The sequence below is a fragment of the Stutzerimonas degradans genome (genome assembly GCF_024448505.1).
In the GTDB taxonomy this organism is placed as follows: Bacteria; Pseudomonadota; Gammaproteobacteria; order Pseudomonadales; family Pseudomonadaceae; genus Stutzerimonas; species Stutzerimonas degradans.
In genome coordinates, this window is record NZ_JAMOHV010000015.1 from 88,896 (window position 1) to 108,418 (window position 19,523).

15 protein-coding genes and 1 other RNA gene are annotated in these 19,523 nt (G+C 58.1%); 8 read left to right on the forward strand and 8 right to left on the reverse strand.

Annotated elements, in window-relative coordinates:
• Positions 1-15 precede the first annotated feature (15 nt).
• The 7 genes from NAV27_RS16955 to NAV27_RS16985 all read left to right on the forward strand — a co-directional run bounded on the left by NAV27_RS16955 (position 16) and on the right by NAV27_RS16985 (position 9,955).
• A complete protein-coding gene (locus NAV27_RS16955) occupies positions 16-687 on the forward strand; it encodes a LutC/YkgG family protein (protein WP_102829525.1) in 672 nt (223 codons plus the stop codon).
• The gene (locus tag NAV27_RS16960) at positions 684-3,533 is read left to right on the forward strand and encodes an FAD-binding and (Fe-S)-binding domain-containing protein (RefSeq protein WP_102829524.1); all 2,850 of its coding nucleotides are present in this window, start codon (positions 684-686) and stop codon (positions 3,531-3,533) included. Before NAV27_RS16955 ends, NAV27_RS16960 begins: the two co-directional genes overlap by 4 nt.
• A 179-nt stretch (positions 3,534-3,712) precedes the next feature.
• Positions 3,713-4,018, forward strand: a complete 306-nt coding sequence (locus NAV27_RS16965) for a PA2433 domain-containing protein (RefSeq protein WP_008568977.1) — start codon at positions 3,713-3,715, stop codon at positions 4,016-4,018.
• A gap of 135 nt (positions 4,019-4,153) precedes the next feature.
• Positions 4,154-4,532: a transfer-messenger RNA gene (gene ssrA / locus NAV27_RS16970) on the forward strand.
• Between the two features lie 98 nt (positions 4,533-4,630).
• Positions 4,631-7,072: a site-specific integrase gene (locus NAV27_RS16975; protein ID WP_102829523.1), complete on the forward strand. Its 2,442-nt coding sequence runs from the start codon at positions 4,631-4,633 to the stop codon at positions 7,070-7,072.
• A 162-nt stretch (positions 7,073-7,234) separates the two neighbouring features.
• Positions 7,235-8,494: a site-specific integrase gene (locus tag NAV27_RS16980; RefSeq protein ID WP_011914403.1), complete on the forward strand. Its 1,260-nt coding sequence runs from the start codon at positions 7,235-7,237 to the stop codon at positions 8,492-8,494.
• A 1,095-nt stretch (positions 8,495-9,589) separates the two neighbouring features.
• Entirely contained in the window at positions 9,590-9,955 is a 366-nt protein-coding gene (locus NAV27_RS16985) for a histone-like nucleoid-structuring protein, MvaT/MvaU family (protein WP_017243953.1), read from the forward strand.
• Positions 9,956-10,080: 125 nt separating this feature from the next.
• Here the strand turns inward: NAV27_RS16985 and umuC are convergent, their stop codons facing one another.
• Positions 10,081-11,361, reverse strand: a complete 1,281-nt coding sequence (gene umuC, locus NAV27_RS16990; RefSeq protein WP_017243954.1) for a translesion error-prone DNA polymerase V subunit UmuC — start codon at positions 11,359-11,361, stop codon at positions 10,081-10,083.
• The gene (locus tag NAV27_RS16995) at positions 11,348-11,779 is read right to left on the reverse strand and encodes a LexA family protein (RefSeq protein ID WP_011914412.1); all 432 of its coding nucleotides are present in this window, start codon (positions 11,777-11,779) and stop codon (positions 11,348-11,350) included. Before NAV27_RS16995 ends, umuC begins: the two co-directional genes overlap by 14 nt.
• 82 nt (positions 11,780-11,861) lie before the next feature.
• Between NAV27_RS16995 and NAV27_RS17000 the strand changes: the two genes are divergently transcribed.
• Positions 11,862-12,605 (forward strand): SOS response-associated peptidase family protein, encoded by a 744-nt coding sequence (locus tag NAV27_RS17000; protein ID WP_102829522.1) that lies wholly within the window; start codon positions 11,862-11,864, stop codon positions 12,603-12,605.
• Positions 12,606-12,798: 193 nt separating this feature from the next.
• Here NAV27_RS17000 and NAV27_RS17005 read toward each other — a convergent pair whose 3' ends face one another.
• From NAV27_RS17005 to ttdA, 6 genes are all read right to left on the reverse strand, one after another.
• Positions 12,799-13,944, reverse strand: coding sequence for a glycerate kinase (locus NAV27_RS17005; protein WP_102829521.1), 1,146 nt, complete (start codon positions 13,942-13,944; stop codon positions 12,799-12,801).
• Between the two features lie 82 nt (positions 13,945-14,026).
• Positions 14,027-15,298, reverse strand: coding sequence for an SLC13 family permease (locus NAV27_RS17010; RefSeq protein WP_102829520.1), 1,272 nt, complete (start codon positions 15,296-15,298; stop codon positions 14,027-14,029).
• Between the two features lie 135 nt (positions 15,299-15,433).
• Complete coding sequence (locus NAV27_RS17015) at positions 15,434-16,492, reverse strand: tartrate dehydrogenase (RefSeq protein ID WP_102829519.1); 1,059 nt, start codon at positions 16,490-16,492, stop codon at positions 15,434-15,436.
• A 361-nt stretch (positions 16,493-16,853) separates the two neighbouring features.
• Complete coding sequence (locus NAV27_RS17020; protein WP_102829518.1) at positions 16,854-17,720, reverse strand: isocitrate lyase/PEP mutase family protein; 867 nt, start codon at positions 17,718-17,720, stop codon at positions 16,854-16,856.
• A gap of 183 nt (positions 17,721-17,903) precedes the next feature.
• Positions 17,904-18,512 (reverse strand): L(+)-tartrate dehydratase subunit beta, encoded by a 609-nt coding sequence (ttdB, locus tag NAV27_RS17025; protein WP_102829517.1) that lies wholly within the window; start codon positions 18,510-18,512, stop codon positions 17,904-17,906.
• Entirely contained in the window at positions 18,509-19,408 is a 900-nt protein-coding gene (ttdA, locus tag NAV27_RS17030) for a L(+)-tartrate dehydratase subunit alpha (RefSeq protein WP_014852411.1), read from the reverse strand. The genes ttdB and ttdA overlap by 4 nt, the downstream gene beginning before the upstream one ends.
• Positions 19,409-19,523 lie beyond the last annotated feature (115 nt).

A 19,523-nucleotide genomic window follows, 5' to 3' on the forward strand; every position in this document is an offset into this window, starting at 1 on the left:
TTCCGGGAGCCTGACATGAGCGCCAAAGCCAACATTCTCGCCAAGCTGAAGAAGAGCCTGGAAGGCACCACGCCTATCGTCGATGACTACGACGAGTCGCTGGTCACCCAGCCGTGGAGCTACGCGCCGGAGCAGCGTATCGCCCGCCTGCGCCAGCTGATGGAAGCAGTGCACACCGAGATCCATCTGACCACCGACGCCGCGTGGCCCACCCTGCTCGAACAGCTGCTGCACGACCGCGAGCTGCCGAGCCTGCTGATCGCCCCGACCACGCCCTACGGCGCACGTTTCGCCGAGCATTGCGCCGGTCGTGACGGCCTGCCGACGCTCAAGGCTTACGACCGCCCGATCGAAGAATGGAAGGACGAGCTGTTCAACGACACCCCGGCCAGCCTCACCGGCACCCTCGGCGCCATCGCCTCCACCGGCAGCCTGATCATGTGGCCGACCCGCGAGGAGCCGCGCCTGATGAGTCTGGTGCCGCCGGTGCACTTCGCCATCCTCAAGGCCAGCGAAATCCACGACAACTTCTACGAGATCCAGCAGAAGTTCCAGTGGGCCGCCGGCATGCCGACCAATGCGCTGCTGGTTTCCGGCCCGTCGAAAACCGCCGACATCGAACAGGTGCTGGCCTACGGCGCCCATGGCCCGAAGGATCTGATCGTGTTGATCCTGGAGGACGCATGAACGCGGCCGCCCAGCTCGAACGTGCGCCGCTGCCGGCCGCGTTCCTCCGTGAAGTCGAACGCCTGATCCCCGCCGAGCGCCGCTTCGACGACCCGGTTTCCACCCTCGCCTTCGGCACTGACGCCAGCTTCTACCGGCTGATTCCCAAACTGGTGGTGCGCGTCGAATCCGAAGCCGAAGTGATTGCCCTGCTCAAACAGGCTCACGCGGACAACGTCCCGGTGACCTTCCGCGCCGCCGGCACCAGCCTCTCCGGCCAGGCGATCAGCGACTCGGTGTTGATCGTCCTCGGCGACAACTGGAACGGCCGCGAGATACGCAACGGCGGCGAGCAGATCCGCTTGCAACCGGGCGTAATCGGCGCCAACGCCAACGCCGTGCTGGCACCCTTCCAGCGCAAGATCGGCCCCGATCCGGCCTCGATCAACGCGGCGAAGATCGGCGGCATCGTCGCCAACAATTCCAGCGGCATGTGCTGCGGCACCGCGCAGAACAGCTACAAGACCCTTGCCGGCCTGCGCGTGGTGCTGGCCGACGGCACCGTGGTCGACAGCGAGGATACGGCCAGCGTCGCCGCGTTCCGCCAGAGCCATGCAGCGCTGCTTGAGCAGCTGGCCGAACTGGGTCGCGAGACCCACGCCAATGCCGAGCTGGCGGCGAAGATCCGCCACAAGTATCGGCTGAAGAACACCACCGGCTTTTCGCTCAATGCGCTGGTCGACTACGACGAGCCGCTGGACATCCTCAACCACCTGATGGTCGGTTCCGAAGGCACGCTGGGCTTCATCAGCGCGGTGACCTACGACACCGTGCCGGATCATCCGCACAAGGCCAGCGCGCTGGTGGTGTTCCCCGATGTGGAGAACTGCTGCCTGGCCGTGCCGGTGCTCAAGCAGCAACCGGTGTCGGCGGTGGAGCTGCTCGACCGCCGCAGTCTGCGCTCGGTCGAGCACAAGGCCGGCATGCCCGAGTGGGTAAAAGAGCTGTCGCCGACCGCCTGCGCACTCTTGATCGAATCCCGCGCAGCCAGTCAGTCGCTGCTGCACGAGCAGATCAACCTGATCATGACCTCCATCGCGCATTTCCCGGTGGAGAAGCAGGTCGACTTCAGCGAAGACCCGGTGGTCTACAACCAGCTGTGGAAGATCCGCAAGGACACCTTCCCGGCAGTCGGCGCGGTGCGCCAGACCGGCACCACGGTGATCATCGAAGACGTGACGTTCCCCGTCGAGCGCCTGGCCGAGGGCGTCAATCGGCTGATCGAGCTGCTCGACAAGCACCGCTACGACGAGGCGATCCTCTTCGGCCACGCGCTGGAGGGCAACCTGCACTTCGTCTTCACCCAGGGCTTCGATGACCCGGCACAGGTCGCCCGCTACGAAGCCTTCATGGGCGAAGTGGCGCAGCTGGTTGCCGTCGAATTCGGCGGCGCGCTCAAGGCCGAGCACGGCACCGGGCGCAACATGGCGCCCTTCGTCGAGTTGGAATGGGGCAGTGAAGCCTACGCGCTGATGTGGAAGATCAAGCGTCTGCTCGACCCCACCGGCATCCTCAACCCGGACGTAGTGCTCTCCGAAGACCCGGACATCCACCTGAAGAACCTCAAACCGATGCCGGCCGCCGACGAAATCGTCGACAAGTGCATCGAGTGCGGTTTCTGCGAGCCGGTCTGCCCCTCCAACGGACTGACCCTGACGCCGCGCCAGCGCATCGTCATCTGGCGCGACATCCAGGCCCGCAAGCGCGCCGGCGTCGACACCACGGAAATCGAGCGCCTCTACCACTACCATGGCGTGGAAACCTGCGCCGCCACCGGTCTCTGCGCCCAGCGCTGCCCGGTGGGCATCAACACTGGCGACCTGGTGCGCAAGCTGCGCGGCCGTGAGGCGAACCGAACCGGCACCGCCAACTGGCTGGCCGAGCACTTCGCCACCGCCGTGCAGGGCACCCGCTTCATGCTGCATGTGGCCAACGGCGCGCACCTGATCATGGGCACTAAGAATCTGGCCAAGCTGTCGGCGACCATGACCAATGCCAGCAAAGGGCGCGTGCCGCAGTGGACGCCCGCAACACCGCAGCCCCTGCAACGCCTGCACCTGCCTAAGCCGCCTACGGGCGACGAGCGCCCGCGCGTGGTCTATCTCGCCGCCTGCGTCTCCCGCGCCATGGGCCCGGCGGCGCGCGATCAGGAACAGGAGCCGCTGCTCGACAAGACCCGCAGCCTGCTGGAGAAGGCCGGCTACCTGGTGGTCTTCCCCGATGAGCTGAACGACCTGTGCTGCGGCCAGCCGTTCGCCTCCAAGGGCTATGCCGAACAAGGCGAACGCAAGCGCCAGGAGATGCTCGATGCGCTGCTCAAGGCCAGTCGCGGCGGGCTGGACCCGATCTACTGCGACACCAGCCCCTGCACCCTGCGCCTGGTTCAGGGCCTGACCGATCAGCGTCTCGACCTGTACGACCCGGTGCGCTTCATCCGCACGCACCTGCTCGACCGGCTGGACTTCGTCCCGCAGGATAAGCCGATCGCCGTGCACGTCACCTGCAGCACCCAGCACCTGGGTGAGGCGCAGTCTCTGATCGATATAGCCCGGCGCTGCGCCAGGGAAGTCGTGGTGCCCGAAGGCATCCACTGCTGCGGCTTCGCCGGGGACAAGGGCTTCACCACGCCGGAGCTGAACGAGCACGCACTGCGCAGCCTGAAGAACGCCGTGCAGATCTGCGAGGAAGGCATCTCCACCAGCCGCACCTGCGAGATCGGCCTGTCGCGTCATGGCGAGATCGACTATCACGGCCTGGTCTATCTGGTCGACCGCGTAACTCGGCCCAAGGCAGCCACGCCCGTCTGAATGACGAAACGGCCCCGTGCGCAATGCCGGGGCCGTTTCGTTTGTGGCATTTCGATGAACGCTCAAGCGCAATCGCAGTCGGAATTTCAGAGCCCCTGACGGGTTCGATTCGACTCGGCGCCGCCGTTTCCGCAGTTTTCAGGCAGGCCCGGGAAGTCCACAAGACTGGAGGACCCACCATGAAAATTCACGCACTGCTCGCATCCGCCGTACTGCTCGCCAGCCCCGCCGTCTTCGCCGCTCAGGACCTGTGCCAGACCAATCTTCAGGAGATCGAAGACAACATGGCCACCCAGAGCACCACACTCGGCGAACCGGCCAAGAGCCAGGTCGAGGAACATGTCATGCAGGCCAAGCAGGCCCAGCAAGCGGGCGACACCGAGGGTTGCATCGCTCACTCCACCAAGGCCCTGCAGGAACTCAAAGGCCCCGGCAGCTCCGGTAGCGGCGGCTCCAGCGGCTCGGGTTCAGGCGCCGGCAACTGAGCCATCGGTGGTGGGATCGGCGAACGCCGGCCCGCCACCCCATCACTGTACATTTTGTAACCAGCATGGCTAAAAAGTGATCGACACGGTAAACGCTTCGCCGTATAGTCGCGCCCAGCACCACAAGCGACACCAGGGGCCGATTAGGATTCGACGCCGGTAACGAAACTTGAGGGGCATGCCGAGTTGGTAACAGAACTCGTAAATAAACTGTTGCAAACCTATAGTTGCCAACGACGACAACTACGAAGGGTACGCGCTAGCCGCCTAACCTTCATCTGGTCGCTTCGGCGCCAGCGGTCACTAGGGGATGCCTGTAAACCCGAAATGACCGTCAGATAGAACAGGATCGCCGCCAAGTTCGCTGTAGACGTAACGGCTAAAACTCATACAGCTCGCTCCAAGCACCCTGCCAATCGGGCGGCGCGGAGTTAACTCAGTAGATCTGGCTAAGCATGTAGAACCGATAGCGGAGAGCTGGCGGACGGGGGTTCAAATCCCCCCGGCTCCACCAATTCAACACTGAAACCCGTCTAGAACGCGGGTTTCAGCCCAGATTTGATGGCATTGGATTACTCACAGTCCGTCTGTGAATCCAAAAGGTATGCCATCATGTCCAAGCGCCAAAGCAAAACGGGTGTCCCCCACCTGGTCTATCAAGCCAACACTGGCTTCCAGTACTACCTCACATTCCCTAAGCATTTCGCGGCCAACCCGAAACTGCCTGCGCAAATCCGGTGGTCGCTCAGCCACGACGAAGCCCTGGCCCGCGATCTCGCTAAGTACCTGAATGCTTCTTTCGAGCAGTTCCTTGCCAAGGCAACCGAGCACTATGTCGAGCTCTTTTCTGACCGCCTGCTGGCTGACCTCCAAAGGTTTCACTTGGCGGTAGCGGAAGCACTCAAATTCGCCGACCGAGTTTGGAAAGTACGCCCGTCGCCAATGAAGCTCGCGAACCAAGACCTCTCGGTCGCCCACGCTCGCATGATGAAAGAGAGTGCCGAGCGTGTGGTGCTTTATAGCCATGAGCCAGGCGGCGAAATCTTTTTCGCCCTCACGCCAACACCCGCATTGGTAAAAGCGCTTGGGGTCGGGTTCGTACGCTTTGACTGGCCCCTCGGAACCAGCAACCAGAACGTCGCCAGCGACGCTGCCCGTTACATTTATGCGGCCCTTGATGTGCTTGAGACTGTCCCACCCTCCCCAGGGCGCTATTCGAAAGAATCTCCTGCATTTGCAGCGATGACGCTTTATGAATACCTGTGCCATGCCCGCCCAGACCAGGGTCGGAATCTCATGCACATCCCCCCAGCACTACCGCAATCTCGGCAAGCTTTGCATTTTCATCTTCAGCAAGCCAACGCGATGCATCTGAAGCTCCGCATCATTGATCGAGCGCTCTTGGTGCAGGAGGGATCGGGGCTTTATGTGATGCTTATCGAACTCGATCCGCTGTGCATGAAAGCGCATCTGAGAGAAAAGAAAAGCTTTCGGGTTGAGCTGCTCACTAGCTCCATCATCATTGCGGTCCTCATGCTGACGTATACGCTGCAGAAGGTTGATAAGGTGCTGTTGCGTTACTTTCAGGAAGACGATCACCAAGATCCTTACGCCCAAGCCATGCAGGAAATCGGTGACCTGGTTCGGCGGATGTTGGGTTCTGCTGCAACCGCCGAGCCTATGCAGACGATTCCGGAGCTGAACTCGCCGACAGATGCTGTGGCACCGCCACAGGATCCAGGCACGCTCGCGTTGCTGAATGCGCTCGGGAGCGTTCTGCCCGACGCGCAGAAAGCCAAGCTTGAAACCCTCTTTACGCAACCCTCCGTCAACGATCGCATTGTCTCGCCGGCGCGTGGTTCAAACGCAGGGTTGAGCCTCGCAGCTTTGGTAAAGGAATACGAAGAACGGCAAATTCGTGAAGGCGCCTGGGCTAACCCGCGGACTCGCATTACCGCAAAGGCCCGCCTGGAAGGCCTGTGCGAGCTGCTTGGCGGGCACCGGCAAGTCGAGACGCTGACTCGCGCTGAATTCAACACGCTACGCGATCATCTGCGTAGCTATCCGAAGAACCGGCATCGCCTCCGTGCCACGCGTAACCAGCCGCTAAGTAAGATCATTAGCGACGGTAAGTTCGAGCCAATCAACCCTCGCACTGCGAAAAAGTTTTTTGAGCTGGCAAGGGCCCTTGTCACCTACGCTCATGATCAGGGTTACATCACCGAAAATATCGCGGCCGGATTGGCATTCAGCACCAAAGGAGCCGAGGCGCCGAGGAAGCGCACGTATAGCCCAAGCCAGATCGAGAAACTTCTTCACGGTCCGGCCTACACACTGACCACGCCGCCGCGCTGGCGCTTGGATGACTACAAGTTTTGGCTGCCGCTGCTTGGCCTTTTTACAGGCGCAAGGCTAAGTGAGCTGTGCCAGCTACGGCTCGAAGACATTCGGCAAGAACTCGGCGTCTGGCTCATCAGCATCAATCGAAGCGGGTCGAAACAGCTGAAGACGTCCGATTCGGAAAGGTTGGTGCCGATTCACCGGCAGCTTATCGAGTCGGGCTTCCTGGAGTTTCATCAAGCACGCCTGGAAGCTGTCGAGCGAGACGGCAAGGCTCCGCTTTTCGACAATATTCGGGTATACGGCGACCTTTCTCCCGGGCATGTTGCGAGCCGTTGGTTTCTCGGCTCAAGCCAGATTAGCCGGGGTTACCTTGGGCTTTGCGGCCTGGGAGATGACGGCCTGACGTACCACGGTCTGCGCCACACCTTTATCAATCAATTTCGCAGACAGAACCTTGACCTGGCGAAAGCCAAAGCGCTTGTAGGCCACTCGGATAAAAGTACCACCGGTGGGTACGGCGACTGCTATCCGTCTGACGTGCTCAAAGACGAGCTCGACAAGCTCGATTTCGGGCTAGGGCTGGGACACATCCATTACCGGCACTATCAAGAGTTACGAGAACGCCAGGGCGTTTTCAATGTCGGTCGCCCGGTTGGCACCCCCTTCCCCAGCGTGCGGGTTGCTAAGCGACACTGGAAAACGTACGCATAATATTCAGCTAATAAAAGGTAGGGGCTCGCTCTTACCTTTTGCTCATCTTGCGATTATTGACAAGTTGTCAATAAAAACTATCGCATGGTAAATCCTAATAGATTATCTTGACTGTTTATCCATCCAGTAATAATCTCAAGCCTCACCCACTGTGAGGTATATATGAATGTAACTGCCCCCCTCTCCATTCCTTTTTACAAAGGCCTGAGTCTTATCGTCGAACCCGGCCATGAAGAACACTTGCGAATCGCGTTGGCAAACATTTCAGCGATTACGGATGCGATAAACCGCTTTCAGTCTTCTCCTTTGCTTACCGAGTTCATGGACATAACGCTGTCCCGCTTTCTGCGAGAAAACAATTACGCAGGGAAATCCGAGCACATGCTTCGAGCGCGGATGGAGAAACTAAAAATCGCTCTGACGCAAGATAATCCTACCCGCCGAGTTGCTGAGCTTGATCGGGCCGACGTACAGCGTCTGAAGGATCAGCTACCGTCGTTACTCAAGCAGAACGCTGCGTCGGGTAGCAAAGGCGCAAACCTCACGACCTACTATCAGTTGTTCAATCGAATGCTAGACGAAGCACTTGAGAGCAAGCTGATTACCGAGGCGATCAAAGTCGCGACCTGCAATACAAAACACGCCGAAATCACCAAGCCATTTCTGGATAGCAATCTGAATCAGATGTTCTCAGGCTGGCCCTACAGAAAGTATCTCGCAGGCGACCTGCCGAAAATCAACCAGGACGCCAAGCCCTATCGGTTTTGGTTGCTCCCGCTTGGGCTCTATACCGGCGCGCGGCTTAACGAGCTCTGCCAGCTACGTGTGCATGATGTGATCCAGGATGTCCACGGCGTAGACCTTATCGATATCAACGATAATGGCTACAACAAGTCGTTGAAGACGGGGCCGTCGGCTCGGCAGATTCCAATCTGCTCGAAGCTAGTGGAGATGGGCTTTCTAAATTTCGTAGAAGAACGGCGCCAGGCCGATGGCAATGACGCTCTGCTTTTCAACGAGCTGAGCTTCGATCCAAAGCACCTATACTCCCGCGACCCAAGTCGGTTTTTCTGCGGGCCGTGCACGGGTACAGGATACATCGGTCAGCACTGTCCGCCGGCGGTTAATGGCGGGCTCAATTTTAAAAGTCTCCGTCGCTCGTTTGCCGTTCGGCTGGAACGGTCAGGCATATCTCCATCCACGATCGCCTATCTGCTCGGCCATGAGGGTGGTGCACCAGAAGTCACAGCAGACCATTACCTGGAGCAGCCACTGAGTCTGAGATTACTGGAGCAGATGGAACGGGGACTGACATACAACGCACAGACCGAGCAGATCCGCTGGGAGCATTTTAAAAAGCTGCTCGCAAACCAAGCCGGACGCGGAAAGCGAGGAAGGAGAACTAAGCAAAAGCCTTGCTAGCGCGTAGCGTTCAAAACAATCATCGCCTGGAGATGATTATGAGACAGGATGAATAAAAGGCCGCAGCCAATCTGCGGCCTTTTTCGTTCTGAACACAACAGGAAAGAAACCGAATTTTCACGCAACTCCGGGCATCGCTTGCGGCGACGGTTGGCACGCCCTATCGCTGAGCACAGTCCACCATCGAAGAACTTGCATCCGCTGCGACGAGAATTCCGTGACAGTCGGCTGCTGCCACACAAATTTCAGTTGAAGCGTGGGCGCTTTGGCATCAGACCGGACACCGCTTCATAACGCCACTGTGACAGACACACGGCACGGTCACCCGGCGCATCGACACTCACTAACTGCCGCAAGCCCTACGAGTGACACGGCGAGACTGCAGCACTCGAGTCATGTGACATGGCGGTCGTAAGACAAGTGTGCCGCAGTGATCGGGCTTATGATTGAGGCCGGGGCGGCAGCGCCCGCGAATGGCGCAGCTCACGTCTGTGCACAATCGCCATTTCGGCCAGGCAACGCCTGGCGGCTATGATTTGACAACAAAATTGCGGGGGCATACTTGAAGCAGCGAAGCGTTCCTTCAAGTATGCCCCCGCGCCCCATACTTGAAACCTTCAAGTATGGGGCAGTTGAGCATTTTGGGCGTTTGCAGGTAAGCGAAACGAATGTGGAGCGAGACCGAGCAATAAGACCAAAATGATCAACTGCCTTCGCGAAGCGGCTGCCATTGTTGTCAAAAAAGGCAGCTTTCTTCATTTGCCGCAGGTAAATGGCTAGCTCCAATTTCGATGCTATGCATGGCTACCTCTGCTAAAGCAGAAGAAGCCTGCTCACGTCCGCTTCCTCTACGGGATGCGCGACGTTTCTATGCAACGGCCGCCGCTTGGTCACCTCCCATTTTGCTAACCCACCACTTCATATGTCAGGAAGTACGCACCTCTCTGGCTGACAAACACTCCGCAGCGCCATCCCTGTACCAGCCTTCTCGATGACTGAATTACTCACGAAATCGGTCGGTCCTTAGTTTTCTCCCTCCGTGCCCAAGCGGTAGACTGAGACACACAAAGCAGTTTCGTTCTCCGAAGGTTACCCATGTCCAAACTCGCCGAATTCAAAGCTCTAGAAGCCCAGCTCGCAGCCCAGCTCAAGCAGCTTGATGCTCTTAAGAATGACGACAAACTCAAGCGCGAAATCGAGTTCGAGGAAAAACTCCGCAATTTGATGGGGCAATATGACGTAGGCCTGCGCGAAATTATTTCAATATTGGATCCGCAGCCCAGCCGCACCAGCATCAGCGCCACCCCGACGTCTCAAGCGCCTCGTCGGCAGCGCCAAGTTAAGGTTTACAAAAACCCAGAAACTGGAGAGGTGGTAGAGACGAAGGGTGGCAATCATAAGATTTTGAAAGCTTGGAAAGAAAAGCACGGCGCCGAAAAGGTAGAGGGTTGGCTTCAGTAAGCTATCCGACCAACACAAGAGCCAGGCACTGCCTGGCTTTTTCTTTACGCTTTCAGCGGTCAACGGATGCAAGCGATCGCACTACAACCAGTACCTGGAATTCATCGGTCCTCGCATGCACTCGCCTAGTTGCACCGCACCACCCACAACTGATCCAGCCTGGTCGTGAAACTTTGGCTCATCATCTCCCGTCGCATGCCCCAGTCCGGCGCGGTGGTTACGCGGCCGGGCCGGAGGGTATTGCGGCCCCACTTGGCGTTGATTGCATCGAGCACGCCCATAACGCGCTCCGACGCGGCGGGCTGGGTTTGGGCGAATAGATCGTCGGTGTACTCGCCGCGCTGGCAGAGGTCCATCAGCAGGACCTCTGCCTTGCTGAACGAAAAGCCATCGCGATAGATGTGTTCCAACCCAGCGATCGCCGCCCGGATGATGTAGCGGGTGTCGTTGGTGGGATACGGCAGCTCACACACGACGCCTTTCGCGAACTTGGGCTCGTCGGGATTAAACATGCCGGTACGGATGCTGATTCGGACGCGCTTGCACATGGACTGCTGTGCCCTCAGCTTCTCGCTGGCCCGAGCGGCATATGCCGCCACTGCGTCCTTGATTGGCTCAAGCTCGCGCAGGCGCTTGCCGAACATCCGCGAGCAGCAGATCTCCTGTTTGGGTGACGCGACCTCCTCCAGATCGAGGCACGGCGTCCCGCGCAGTTCGCGTGCGGTTTTCTCGATGACCACGCTGAATTTTTTGCGCAGGGTCCAGGCATCCGCGCTAGCTAGATCCCAAGCAGTACGTATGCCCAACCTGTTCAGGTGCTCGGTCATCCGGCGACCGACACCCCATACATCGCCGACGTCAGTCACGCGCAGCACCTTGTCGCGCCGCACCGGGTCGAGAAGGTCCACTACCCCACCCGTCTGCTTCTGCCAGCGCTTCGCTGAATGGTTCGCCAACTTGGCGAGCGTCTTGGTCCCCCCAATGCCCACCCCGACCGGGATACCTGTGCTGCGCAGTACCTCAGCGCGGATCCGCCTGCCGAGCACTTCGACGTCTGGCACACCGGTAAGGTCGGCAAACGACTCGTCGATTGAGTACACCTCAACCGCAGGCACCAGGCTCTCGATGACCGTCATGACGCGCTCGCTCATGTCGCCGTACAGCGCGTAATTGCTGGAAAACACCACAACGCCCCAACGCTCCAGGTCGCGCCGGATCTGAAAATACGGCACGCCCATTTTGATACCGAGCTGCTTTGCCTCGGCCGAGCGCGCGATCACGCAGCCGTCATTGTTCGAAAGCACGACGATAGGCGTACGGCGCAAGTCTGGTCGAAAGACACGCTCGCAGCTGGCGTAGAACGAGTTGCAATCAATGAGGGCGATGGCCCGCTCAGTACTTGCCATGGATTCGGATGCTGTATGACACCACGCCCCATACGTAGAGTTCTTCGCTTTCGAGGAGGTACCGCGGCGGGAACTTCGGATTAGCCGAGCGCAGAATGACCTGGCTGCCGGCTCGGTCGAAAATCTTGACCAGAGGCTCGTTATTCAGCGCTGCGATGATCACCTCCCCTTTTTCTGCCTCCCGTCCCCGGTCGATGATCAGAATGTCTCGGTCGAAAATGCCGACCTGGATCATGCTCTCCCCGTCTGCGCGCGCCAGGTAGGTATGCGGAGCTCGGATGTTCATCAGCTCGTCGAGCGAGATGCTCCCCTCCATGTGGTCCTGCGCTGGGCTCGGGAATCCGGCGGGCACGCAGAAACTGAAAAACGGCAGTGCAATTGTGGCGGGAGCAGCAGGTCCCAACATATGGACGGGCATGGCACAGACCTCATAACTGTATGCATACACAGTATTCTGAAGCTAGAGTCCGGTCAATTGAACCAGATGTGCGGGGGCACCCATGTGTGGACGTTTCGCTCAGTACCGAATCGCCTATGAGTACCTGGACAAGATCGCGATGCAGCTGCCCTTGCCATTGCGTGGCAGCGTGAATCCTGAGCCAATCGGACGCTACAACGTGTGTCCGCAATCACTGGTTCAGCTCCTGCACCAGGACGATGATGGCCTGCGCATGGAGCCGGTCAAGTGGGGTTACGCCCCATTGTGGGCACAGGGGAAGCGACCACCAGCGATAAATGCCAGGGTGGAAACGGCCGCGACTAGCAAGTTCTTTCGCGATATCTGGCAAACCGGCCGCGCAATAGTGCCCGCTGATGGTTGGTACGAGTGGAAGAAGGACGCGGCCAACCCGAAGATCAAGCAGCCCTACTACATCACGCTCCGTAGCGGCGAGCCGATGTTTTTCGCTGCGCTCGGGCGGTTTCAGCGAGGCGCCTCGCTGGAACCCCGAGACGGCGACGGCTTTGTTGTCATTACGTCATCTAGCGCTGCCGGCATGCTCGATATTCACGATCGGCGTCCTCTGGTTCTATCGCCAGAGTACGCTGCGCTCTGGATGCAGCAGGAGCTTTTGCCGCTCAAGGCTGAGGAGCTCGCACTGGCGCATGGTTTATGCGTAGAGGAATTCGAGTGGCATCCGGTGGGTCAGAACGTCGGGAACGTCCGGAATGATGGGCCGGAACTTATCAATAGGATCGCCCAGCCCGCTGGTATAAAGGCATTTCGCTTCAATGACCGTTGGTGACAACCCAAATCAAGTGCGAGCTTTACTTTCAGGCCCGCCACTGTATGGGCTCGCGCGACGGTGACTCGTCAGTTTAGAAAAGTGAGCTAGGGAAATTCGCTAAAGCTCAAACGACGAGCTTGAACACACCTCTTAGGGGCAGATAGCACCGCTTCCGCTTACGGCCAGAAGCGAGCATTGAATAACGTAAGCTTTATTTGTGCAGTTCTATGGTTAACCGAAACACTCTGCCAATGTCTCGCGCTAACGCTTGTAAAAGCACCGGAGCTTGCTGACAGGCTTCATCGAGGGTCATAGGACCGGAGGCAATTGAAAAAGCGGCATCGATACCGTGTGAGTAGAGATCGGCGTACCTCTCACCCAGCGTGCCGGCGAGAACGAAAACTGGAACATGATATTGGCGCGCAATCCGCGCCACCCCAAAGGGCGTCTTCCCACGCAGGGACTGCGCGTCACAGCAGCCCTCTCCGGTGATAACTAAATCCGCATCCTCAATGTGCCGTGCTAGTTGAACCAGATCTGCCACCATCTCGATACCAGGACGAAATCTAGCTTGGAGAAACGTGCGCGCTGCGAAACCTAGGCCACCTGCTGCGCCGGAGCCCGGATAATCACGCTCGTCCTTACCGAGCAGCGCTTGGCAACAATCAGCAAAGTGAGCAAGAGCGGCGTCCAGCGCGGCTAACTCCGTTTGAGTTGCACCTTTCTGCAGTCCGTAGGTATGCGAAGCGCCGAAGGGACCGCATAGCGGGTTGTCAACGTCGACCATCGCCTGGAAAGTCACCTCAGCCAGGCGGGGGTCCAAACCGCTCAGATCGATTTTGCTTAACGCTGCCAAGGCCTTCCCACCTGGCGGCAGCGGCGATAGATCAGAGTTCAGAAACCGTGCGCCGAGTGCCTCCAACATGCCGACACCAGCATCGTTGGTGGCGCTACCACCCAGGGTGAGCACGATGTTTCGCGCACCGATATCCAGGGCCTCCAGAATCAGCTCGCCGGTACCGCGACTGCTGCTCCGGGCGGCATTGCGCTTTGCAGTCGGTACAAGCTGCAGACCGCTCGCCTCGGCCATTTCGATGACCGCGGTATGCGACTCCGGAAGCCAGGCCCAGCTCGCGTCTACGATGTCGCCGAGAGGCCCGGTTACCAGACTGTTGCACCGCTCGCCGTCGACCGAAGCGAGAACGGCATCCAGGGTACCTTCGCCGCCATCGGCCATCGGACACTTGATTATCTGTGCCTTGGGAAATACCTCCTCCAAGCCTGCCTGAATTGCATCAGCGACCTCTGCTGCACTCAGGCTATCTTTGAACGAGTCAGGGGCAACGACGATTTTCATATCAGTCTCCGACCAGCGAGCATCCATGCTGTCTAAAGCTTCCGTACATTGCTTGGTTAATACGAGCGCGGCAAAAGTCGGCTTACGAAGGGAAGAAGGGAAAGAACAGAAGTAACAGAGGAATCGCGATAGCCCCAGCCACGAAGATCAATGGCAGACCGCACTTCACGTAATCAGCGAACTTGTAACCCCCAGCTGACAGAACCATGAGATTCGCCGGCATGCCGATCGGCGTGGCATAGGCGCACGATCCGCCGATGACAATGGCCATCAGCACGGCGCGTGGGTCAGCGCCTAAATTGGCAGCGATAGACATTCCGATCGGCACAAGCAGCGCGGTGGTGGCCGTGTTGGACATGAAATTAGTGAGAGCGCAGGAAATAAAGAAGATCACCACCAGCAACAGAACTGGCGACGGCTCCGTGCCGAGCAAGTTCATGATAGTCGAGGCTACTGCCGCGCCAGCACCGGTCTGCTCCAGAGCACTGGCCAAGGCCAGCGTGCCGCCGAAGATGAAGATCGTCTGAGTATCAATAGCCCGGTACGCCTGCTTTTCGGTCAACACCCCCACCAGCACCAGAAACGCCGCGCCGACGCAGGCGGTAATATGCAGCGGTACGCCTATAGCACTTTCAAACACCATGCCAAGTATTGCTGCAATCATCACGACCAGCGAGGTGATTTGCTTCCATTTTGGTACCGAGCTGAAATCATGACTAACCTCTGTTTCGCCAGCGATTGCTTTGGACGAACCAGCAGGCAGCAGACGATAACCAAAAAAGGCGAAGTAGATAATGCCGCCGGCCAGGAGGGGCAAACCGACTTTGGCGTATTCAAAGAAACTGAACTCCAGGCCAACTTTTTGAAGGGCACTCTGTGCGATCAAGTTACCTGGTGCGCCGATCAACGACAGATTGCCGCCCATCGCCGCTGCGAACACTAGCGGCATCAGCAGCCGCGAGCGGGAAAATCCAGATTTCGCCGCAATGCCGATGACAACTGGAATCAAAATGGCCGCAGTGCCAGTGTTTGAAAGGACGCCCGAGAGCATGCCGACAATAACCATGATCGCAACGATCAGCTGCCGTTCGGTCTTGGCAAAACGTGTAACTAAGCCTCCGATACGGTTCGCCATTCCTGTTTCAAACAAGGCGCCACCGACAATAAACATGCCGACAAATAGAATCACGTTAGTGTTGATGAAACCATTGAACGCTGATTTCGCATCAAGCACACCGGTCAACACTAGCGCCAAGCAGACAATGATGGCGGTTAGCGCTAAGGGAATTCGCTCCCAGACGAACATGACGGTTGCGAAAAGCAGTAGGAACAGGGTTATTTCGATAGGGCTCATTCGGTTCCCTCCTCGTTAGGAGGCTCCATATGTTTATTTTTGTAATGGATGCCTGGCGCATCTAAGCGCCAAGCAGAGCAGCGAGTACTTCAGGCAACTTTCGCGCGCGGCGAAGGGCCGCGTTTGGACGCGGTATTAGCGTGCTATTGCCGCTAGAACTGCATCGGTCACCTGTCGAGTCGTGGCAGTACCACCCAGGTCGGGGGTATGCAGGCCACTGGCAGTAACCTTTTCGATGGCGCGCATCAGGTGCTCACCGGCCTCCTTCTCACCGAGATACTCGAGCATCATCACCGCAGTCCAGAAAGTCGCGATGGGGTTGGCAATGCCCTTTCCAGTGATATCGAAGGCCGAGCCGTGGATGGGCTCGAACATCGACGGGAAGGTTCGGTCGGGGTTGAGATTGGCCGTTGGCGCTATCCCCAGGCTGCCAGAAAGGGCTGCGGCCAGATCCGAGAGGATGTCGGCATGAAGGTTTGTGGCCACGATGACGTCAAGCTTTTCAGGCTTCAGCACCATTGTGGTAGTTACCGCATCCACTAGTTCGCGGTTGGTATGCACATCCGGATAGTCCTTCGCCACTTCAGCGAATACCTCGTCCCAGAGCACCATTCCGTGACGCTGGGCATTCGACTTGGTCACGAGAGTCAGATGCTTTGCGGGACGACTGCGCGCCAGTTCAAAGGCAAAGCGATGGATGCGCTCGACCCCTACGCGGGTGAAAGTGGAAACCTCAGTGGCAACCTCGATCGGCAGGCCCTGGTGAACCCGGCCGCCACTGCCGGAGTACTCGCCCTCCGAGTTCTCGCGCACGATTACCCAATCAATAGCCTGGCCATTGCTAAGCGGGCTCTTTACACCAGGTAGCACGCGCGCCGGACGCACATTGGCGTACTGATCGAAGCCTTGGCAGATGGGCAGACGGAGCCCCCAAAGCGAAACATGATCAGCAACCTTTAGGCTACCGACGGCGCCGAAGAAGATCGCATCAGCCTTTCGGATTTCGGCCAGCCCACCTTCGGGAATGTAGTGGCCGTGCTCGATATAGAACTCAGAGTCCCAAGGATAATGCGTAAAGTTAAAACTGAAGCCACCCAAGTGCTGGGCCAAGCTTTCGAGGATTTCCAAGCCAGCGGCAATTACTTCCGTGCCGATGCCATCGCCAGGGATGGCTGCGATGTTGTAAGTCTTCATGCTGCGCTCCACTTGTTTTTATTAAGAAGGATGACCGCGATGCTGCGACGAGCCGAGTATAAGCAGTGAAAACAAACAGATTGATCGCCTTAAAATCACAACTTTAGTGAATCCAGGTTATCAATAACTGAGGAGCAATGACGGAATCCAGCCGCTGGATTGGCTAGCAGCGCGGCGATGCCGTTGAGCAGGGAAAGTCAGCTGGAATCCAGCGATGAGCAGAACCAGCGTCAGGAGAACAATGACCGAGACGGCCTGTACCGGGGGCTTTGCTGAAAGATGGGCGACGATGCACCGCACGAGGTGCGGCGCTGGTGGATCAACTGCGCGGCATGCAAAGGCCGTATATGCCGGCACAAGTCTATTCGTTGAGGTTGAGGTACTCGCGCGCCCAGGTCACGTAGTTATCTGGGTTGGTGTATCGAGCCACCAACTGCGAAGCGGTGAGGTTGCTGTCGACAGCAATGCCGCGTTGTTCGCGAAGGCTGTCATAGGTCGCCTTTACTGCCGAGAAAAATGCAGCGTGGCCATTTACGATGATACGTACACCTAGCTCGGCCAAGCGCCGGTCGTCTCGTAGATCCGGATTGCCATAGGTGACCAGCATCAAAGGTATACGCAAGCCATCGGAGATCATTTCGAGTTGATCGAAATCCTTCACGCCCACCAAGCATATGGCGTCAACGCCAGCGTCTTGATAAGCGCGAGTTCGATGAATTACCTCTTCCTGCGTCTGGGCATCGGCATTCGTGCGTCCGATTATCGCAAGAGCACTATCCACACGCGCAGCCAGGGCTGCGCGCAACTTGCCGATGCCTTCCTCAACGCTAATCAGATCATACGATTTGCGGCCGAAGTGGGCAGGTAGCAGCGTGTCTTCGATTGTCAGCGCCGACACGCCCGCACGCTCCAGTTCTGCAACCGTGCGCATGGTGTTGAGGGCGTTGCCGTAGCCATGGTCAGCATCGGCAATTACTGGAAGGCGTGTGACTCGGCCGATGCGCGTCGCCTGCTCTGCGAACTCGCTTAGGCTGATCAGTGCGATGTCAGGCGCGCCTAGAACCTGAAGGGACGCGACCGAGCCACCGAGAATTCCCACCTCGAAACCAAGATCAGCGGCGATACGCGCCGACAATGGATCGAACACCGAGGCAGTGTGATGACATGTTGGAGTAGCAAGCAGCGTGCGAAACGCATTGCGCAGCTCGTGGTGACTGGAGGTGCTCATGGTCATATTTCCCAGATCGAATGCTGGGCAACTGTCCTCAGGACTTGTGCCCAAGGGTGTGGGCAGCCGGAACGGTTCGCCGTCGGCTATGCCACGAATAAGTGAAGATGAAATTCGCTGTTCGGCGGTCTGGCGCCAGGGCTTTCACGGCCTGACAGCCGTGAAAGCCCCTGCCAGGGTGGTTTACTTGATGAATCGAACCTGGCTGTTGATCTTCTCGATCACCGAACTCTTGCGCTCGTTGAAGCGCACCTTGTTCTGTTCAAACAGGTTGTTGCCCTTGGTGTCGATAGAGATGATCAGTGGGCCGAACTCCCGCACGCGATTTACCCACAGGGTTTCTGGCATGCCAAGATCCTGCCATTCGGCACGCTCGATCTCTTCCACCTTGGTTGCTGCCAGCACCGCGCAGCCGCCAGGGAAAACCGCATGAACCGCCTTGTTCTCCAGGCAACCAGTTGTGGTTTCCGGGCCCATACCCCCTTTGCCAATAATCAGCTTGACTCCGGTCTGTTCGATGAAGGCCTTCTCGAACTTCTCCATGCGCATACTGGTGGTAGGGCCGATGGATACCATTTCAAAACTGCCATCGTCCTTCTTACGCACAATCGGCCCGGCGTGAAAGATCGCTCCGCCACGCAGATCGACTGGCAGCTCGCGCTTGAGCTCGATCAGTCGCCGATGCGCCACATCGCGGCAAGTTACCAGCTGGCCTGTCAGGTAAACGATGTCGCCAACGGTGAGCGCCGCCAGGTCTTCATCCTTGATCGGAGTGGAAAGAATCTTTTTCACAGAACTACTCCTTCATGAGAAAGGATGTCGTAAGACAGGTCGGCATTAATGCGGATCTTGCCGCGCCGATGCGCCCAGCACCCGGTTGAGACAGCGACGCCAATTGTGGAGGGGTGACGCGCAGAGGACTCGATGTTGACGCCCATCACGCTGCTGTTACCACTCAGCCCCTGCGGGCCAATGCCGATCTCATTGAGGCCTTCCTCAAGGAGCTTCTCCATCATTGCGGCATTTTCATTCGGGTGGCTGGAATCAACCGGGCGCAGAATTGCGCGCTTGGACAGGCGAGCCGCTGTCTCTACCGAGGTGGACACCCCGACTCCCACTAGCAGCGGAGGACAAGCATTGATACCGCGAGAGGTAATTACATCGAATACAAACTCGGTCACGCCCTCATAGCCCTGACCGGGCATCAATACCTTGGCTGAACCTGGAAGAGTGCAACCGCCACCTGCCATATACACGTCAATCAGCGCGTAATCGGCGTCGGGGATGATTTCCCAATCTAGCCATGGAATCTTCGAGCCGGTATTCGTGCCGGTGTTCTTCTCGTCGAAAGTCTCTACGGCGTTGTGACGCAGCGGCCCTTTCTTCGTCGCCTCCAGGGTAGCGTTCTGAAGGATGTCCTCCAGCTCGCCAAGGAGTGGGAACTTCGCACCGGCAGAGATGAAGTATTGGATTACCCCGGTATCCTGACAGCTGGGACGGTCTAGCTTGTCCGCATAGTCTTGGTTCTCGGCCATCGAGTCGTAGATTTCGATGGCCAGCGAATTGGTCTCCGCTGAACGCAATTTGGCAGTCTTTTCTTTAACATCAGTCGGCAGCCGCTTACCAATGTAAGCGGTAAACTTTGCCATCACGTCAGTCAGCGACTGGACAGCTAATTCGTTATCCATTTTTTGTTTTCCTCATCTGCATCAAAGGCTAATGGGCTTGCATCGTTGCGTAGCTAGGCAAAACAAATCCGAAGCGAATTGCCTGGACTAGACACGAAGGCTGGGTGGTGCGCCG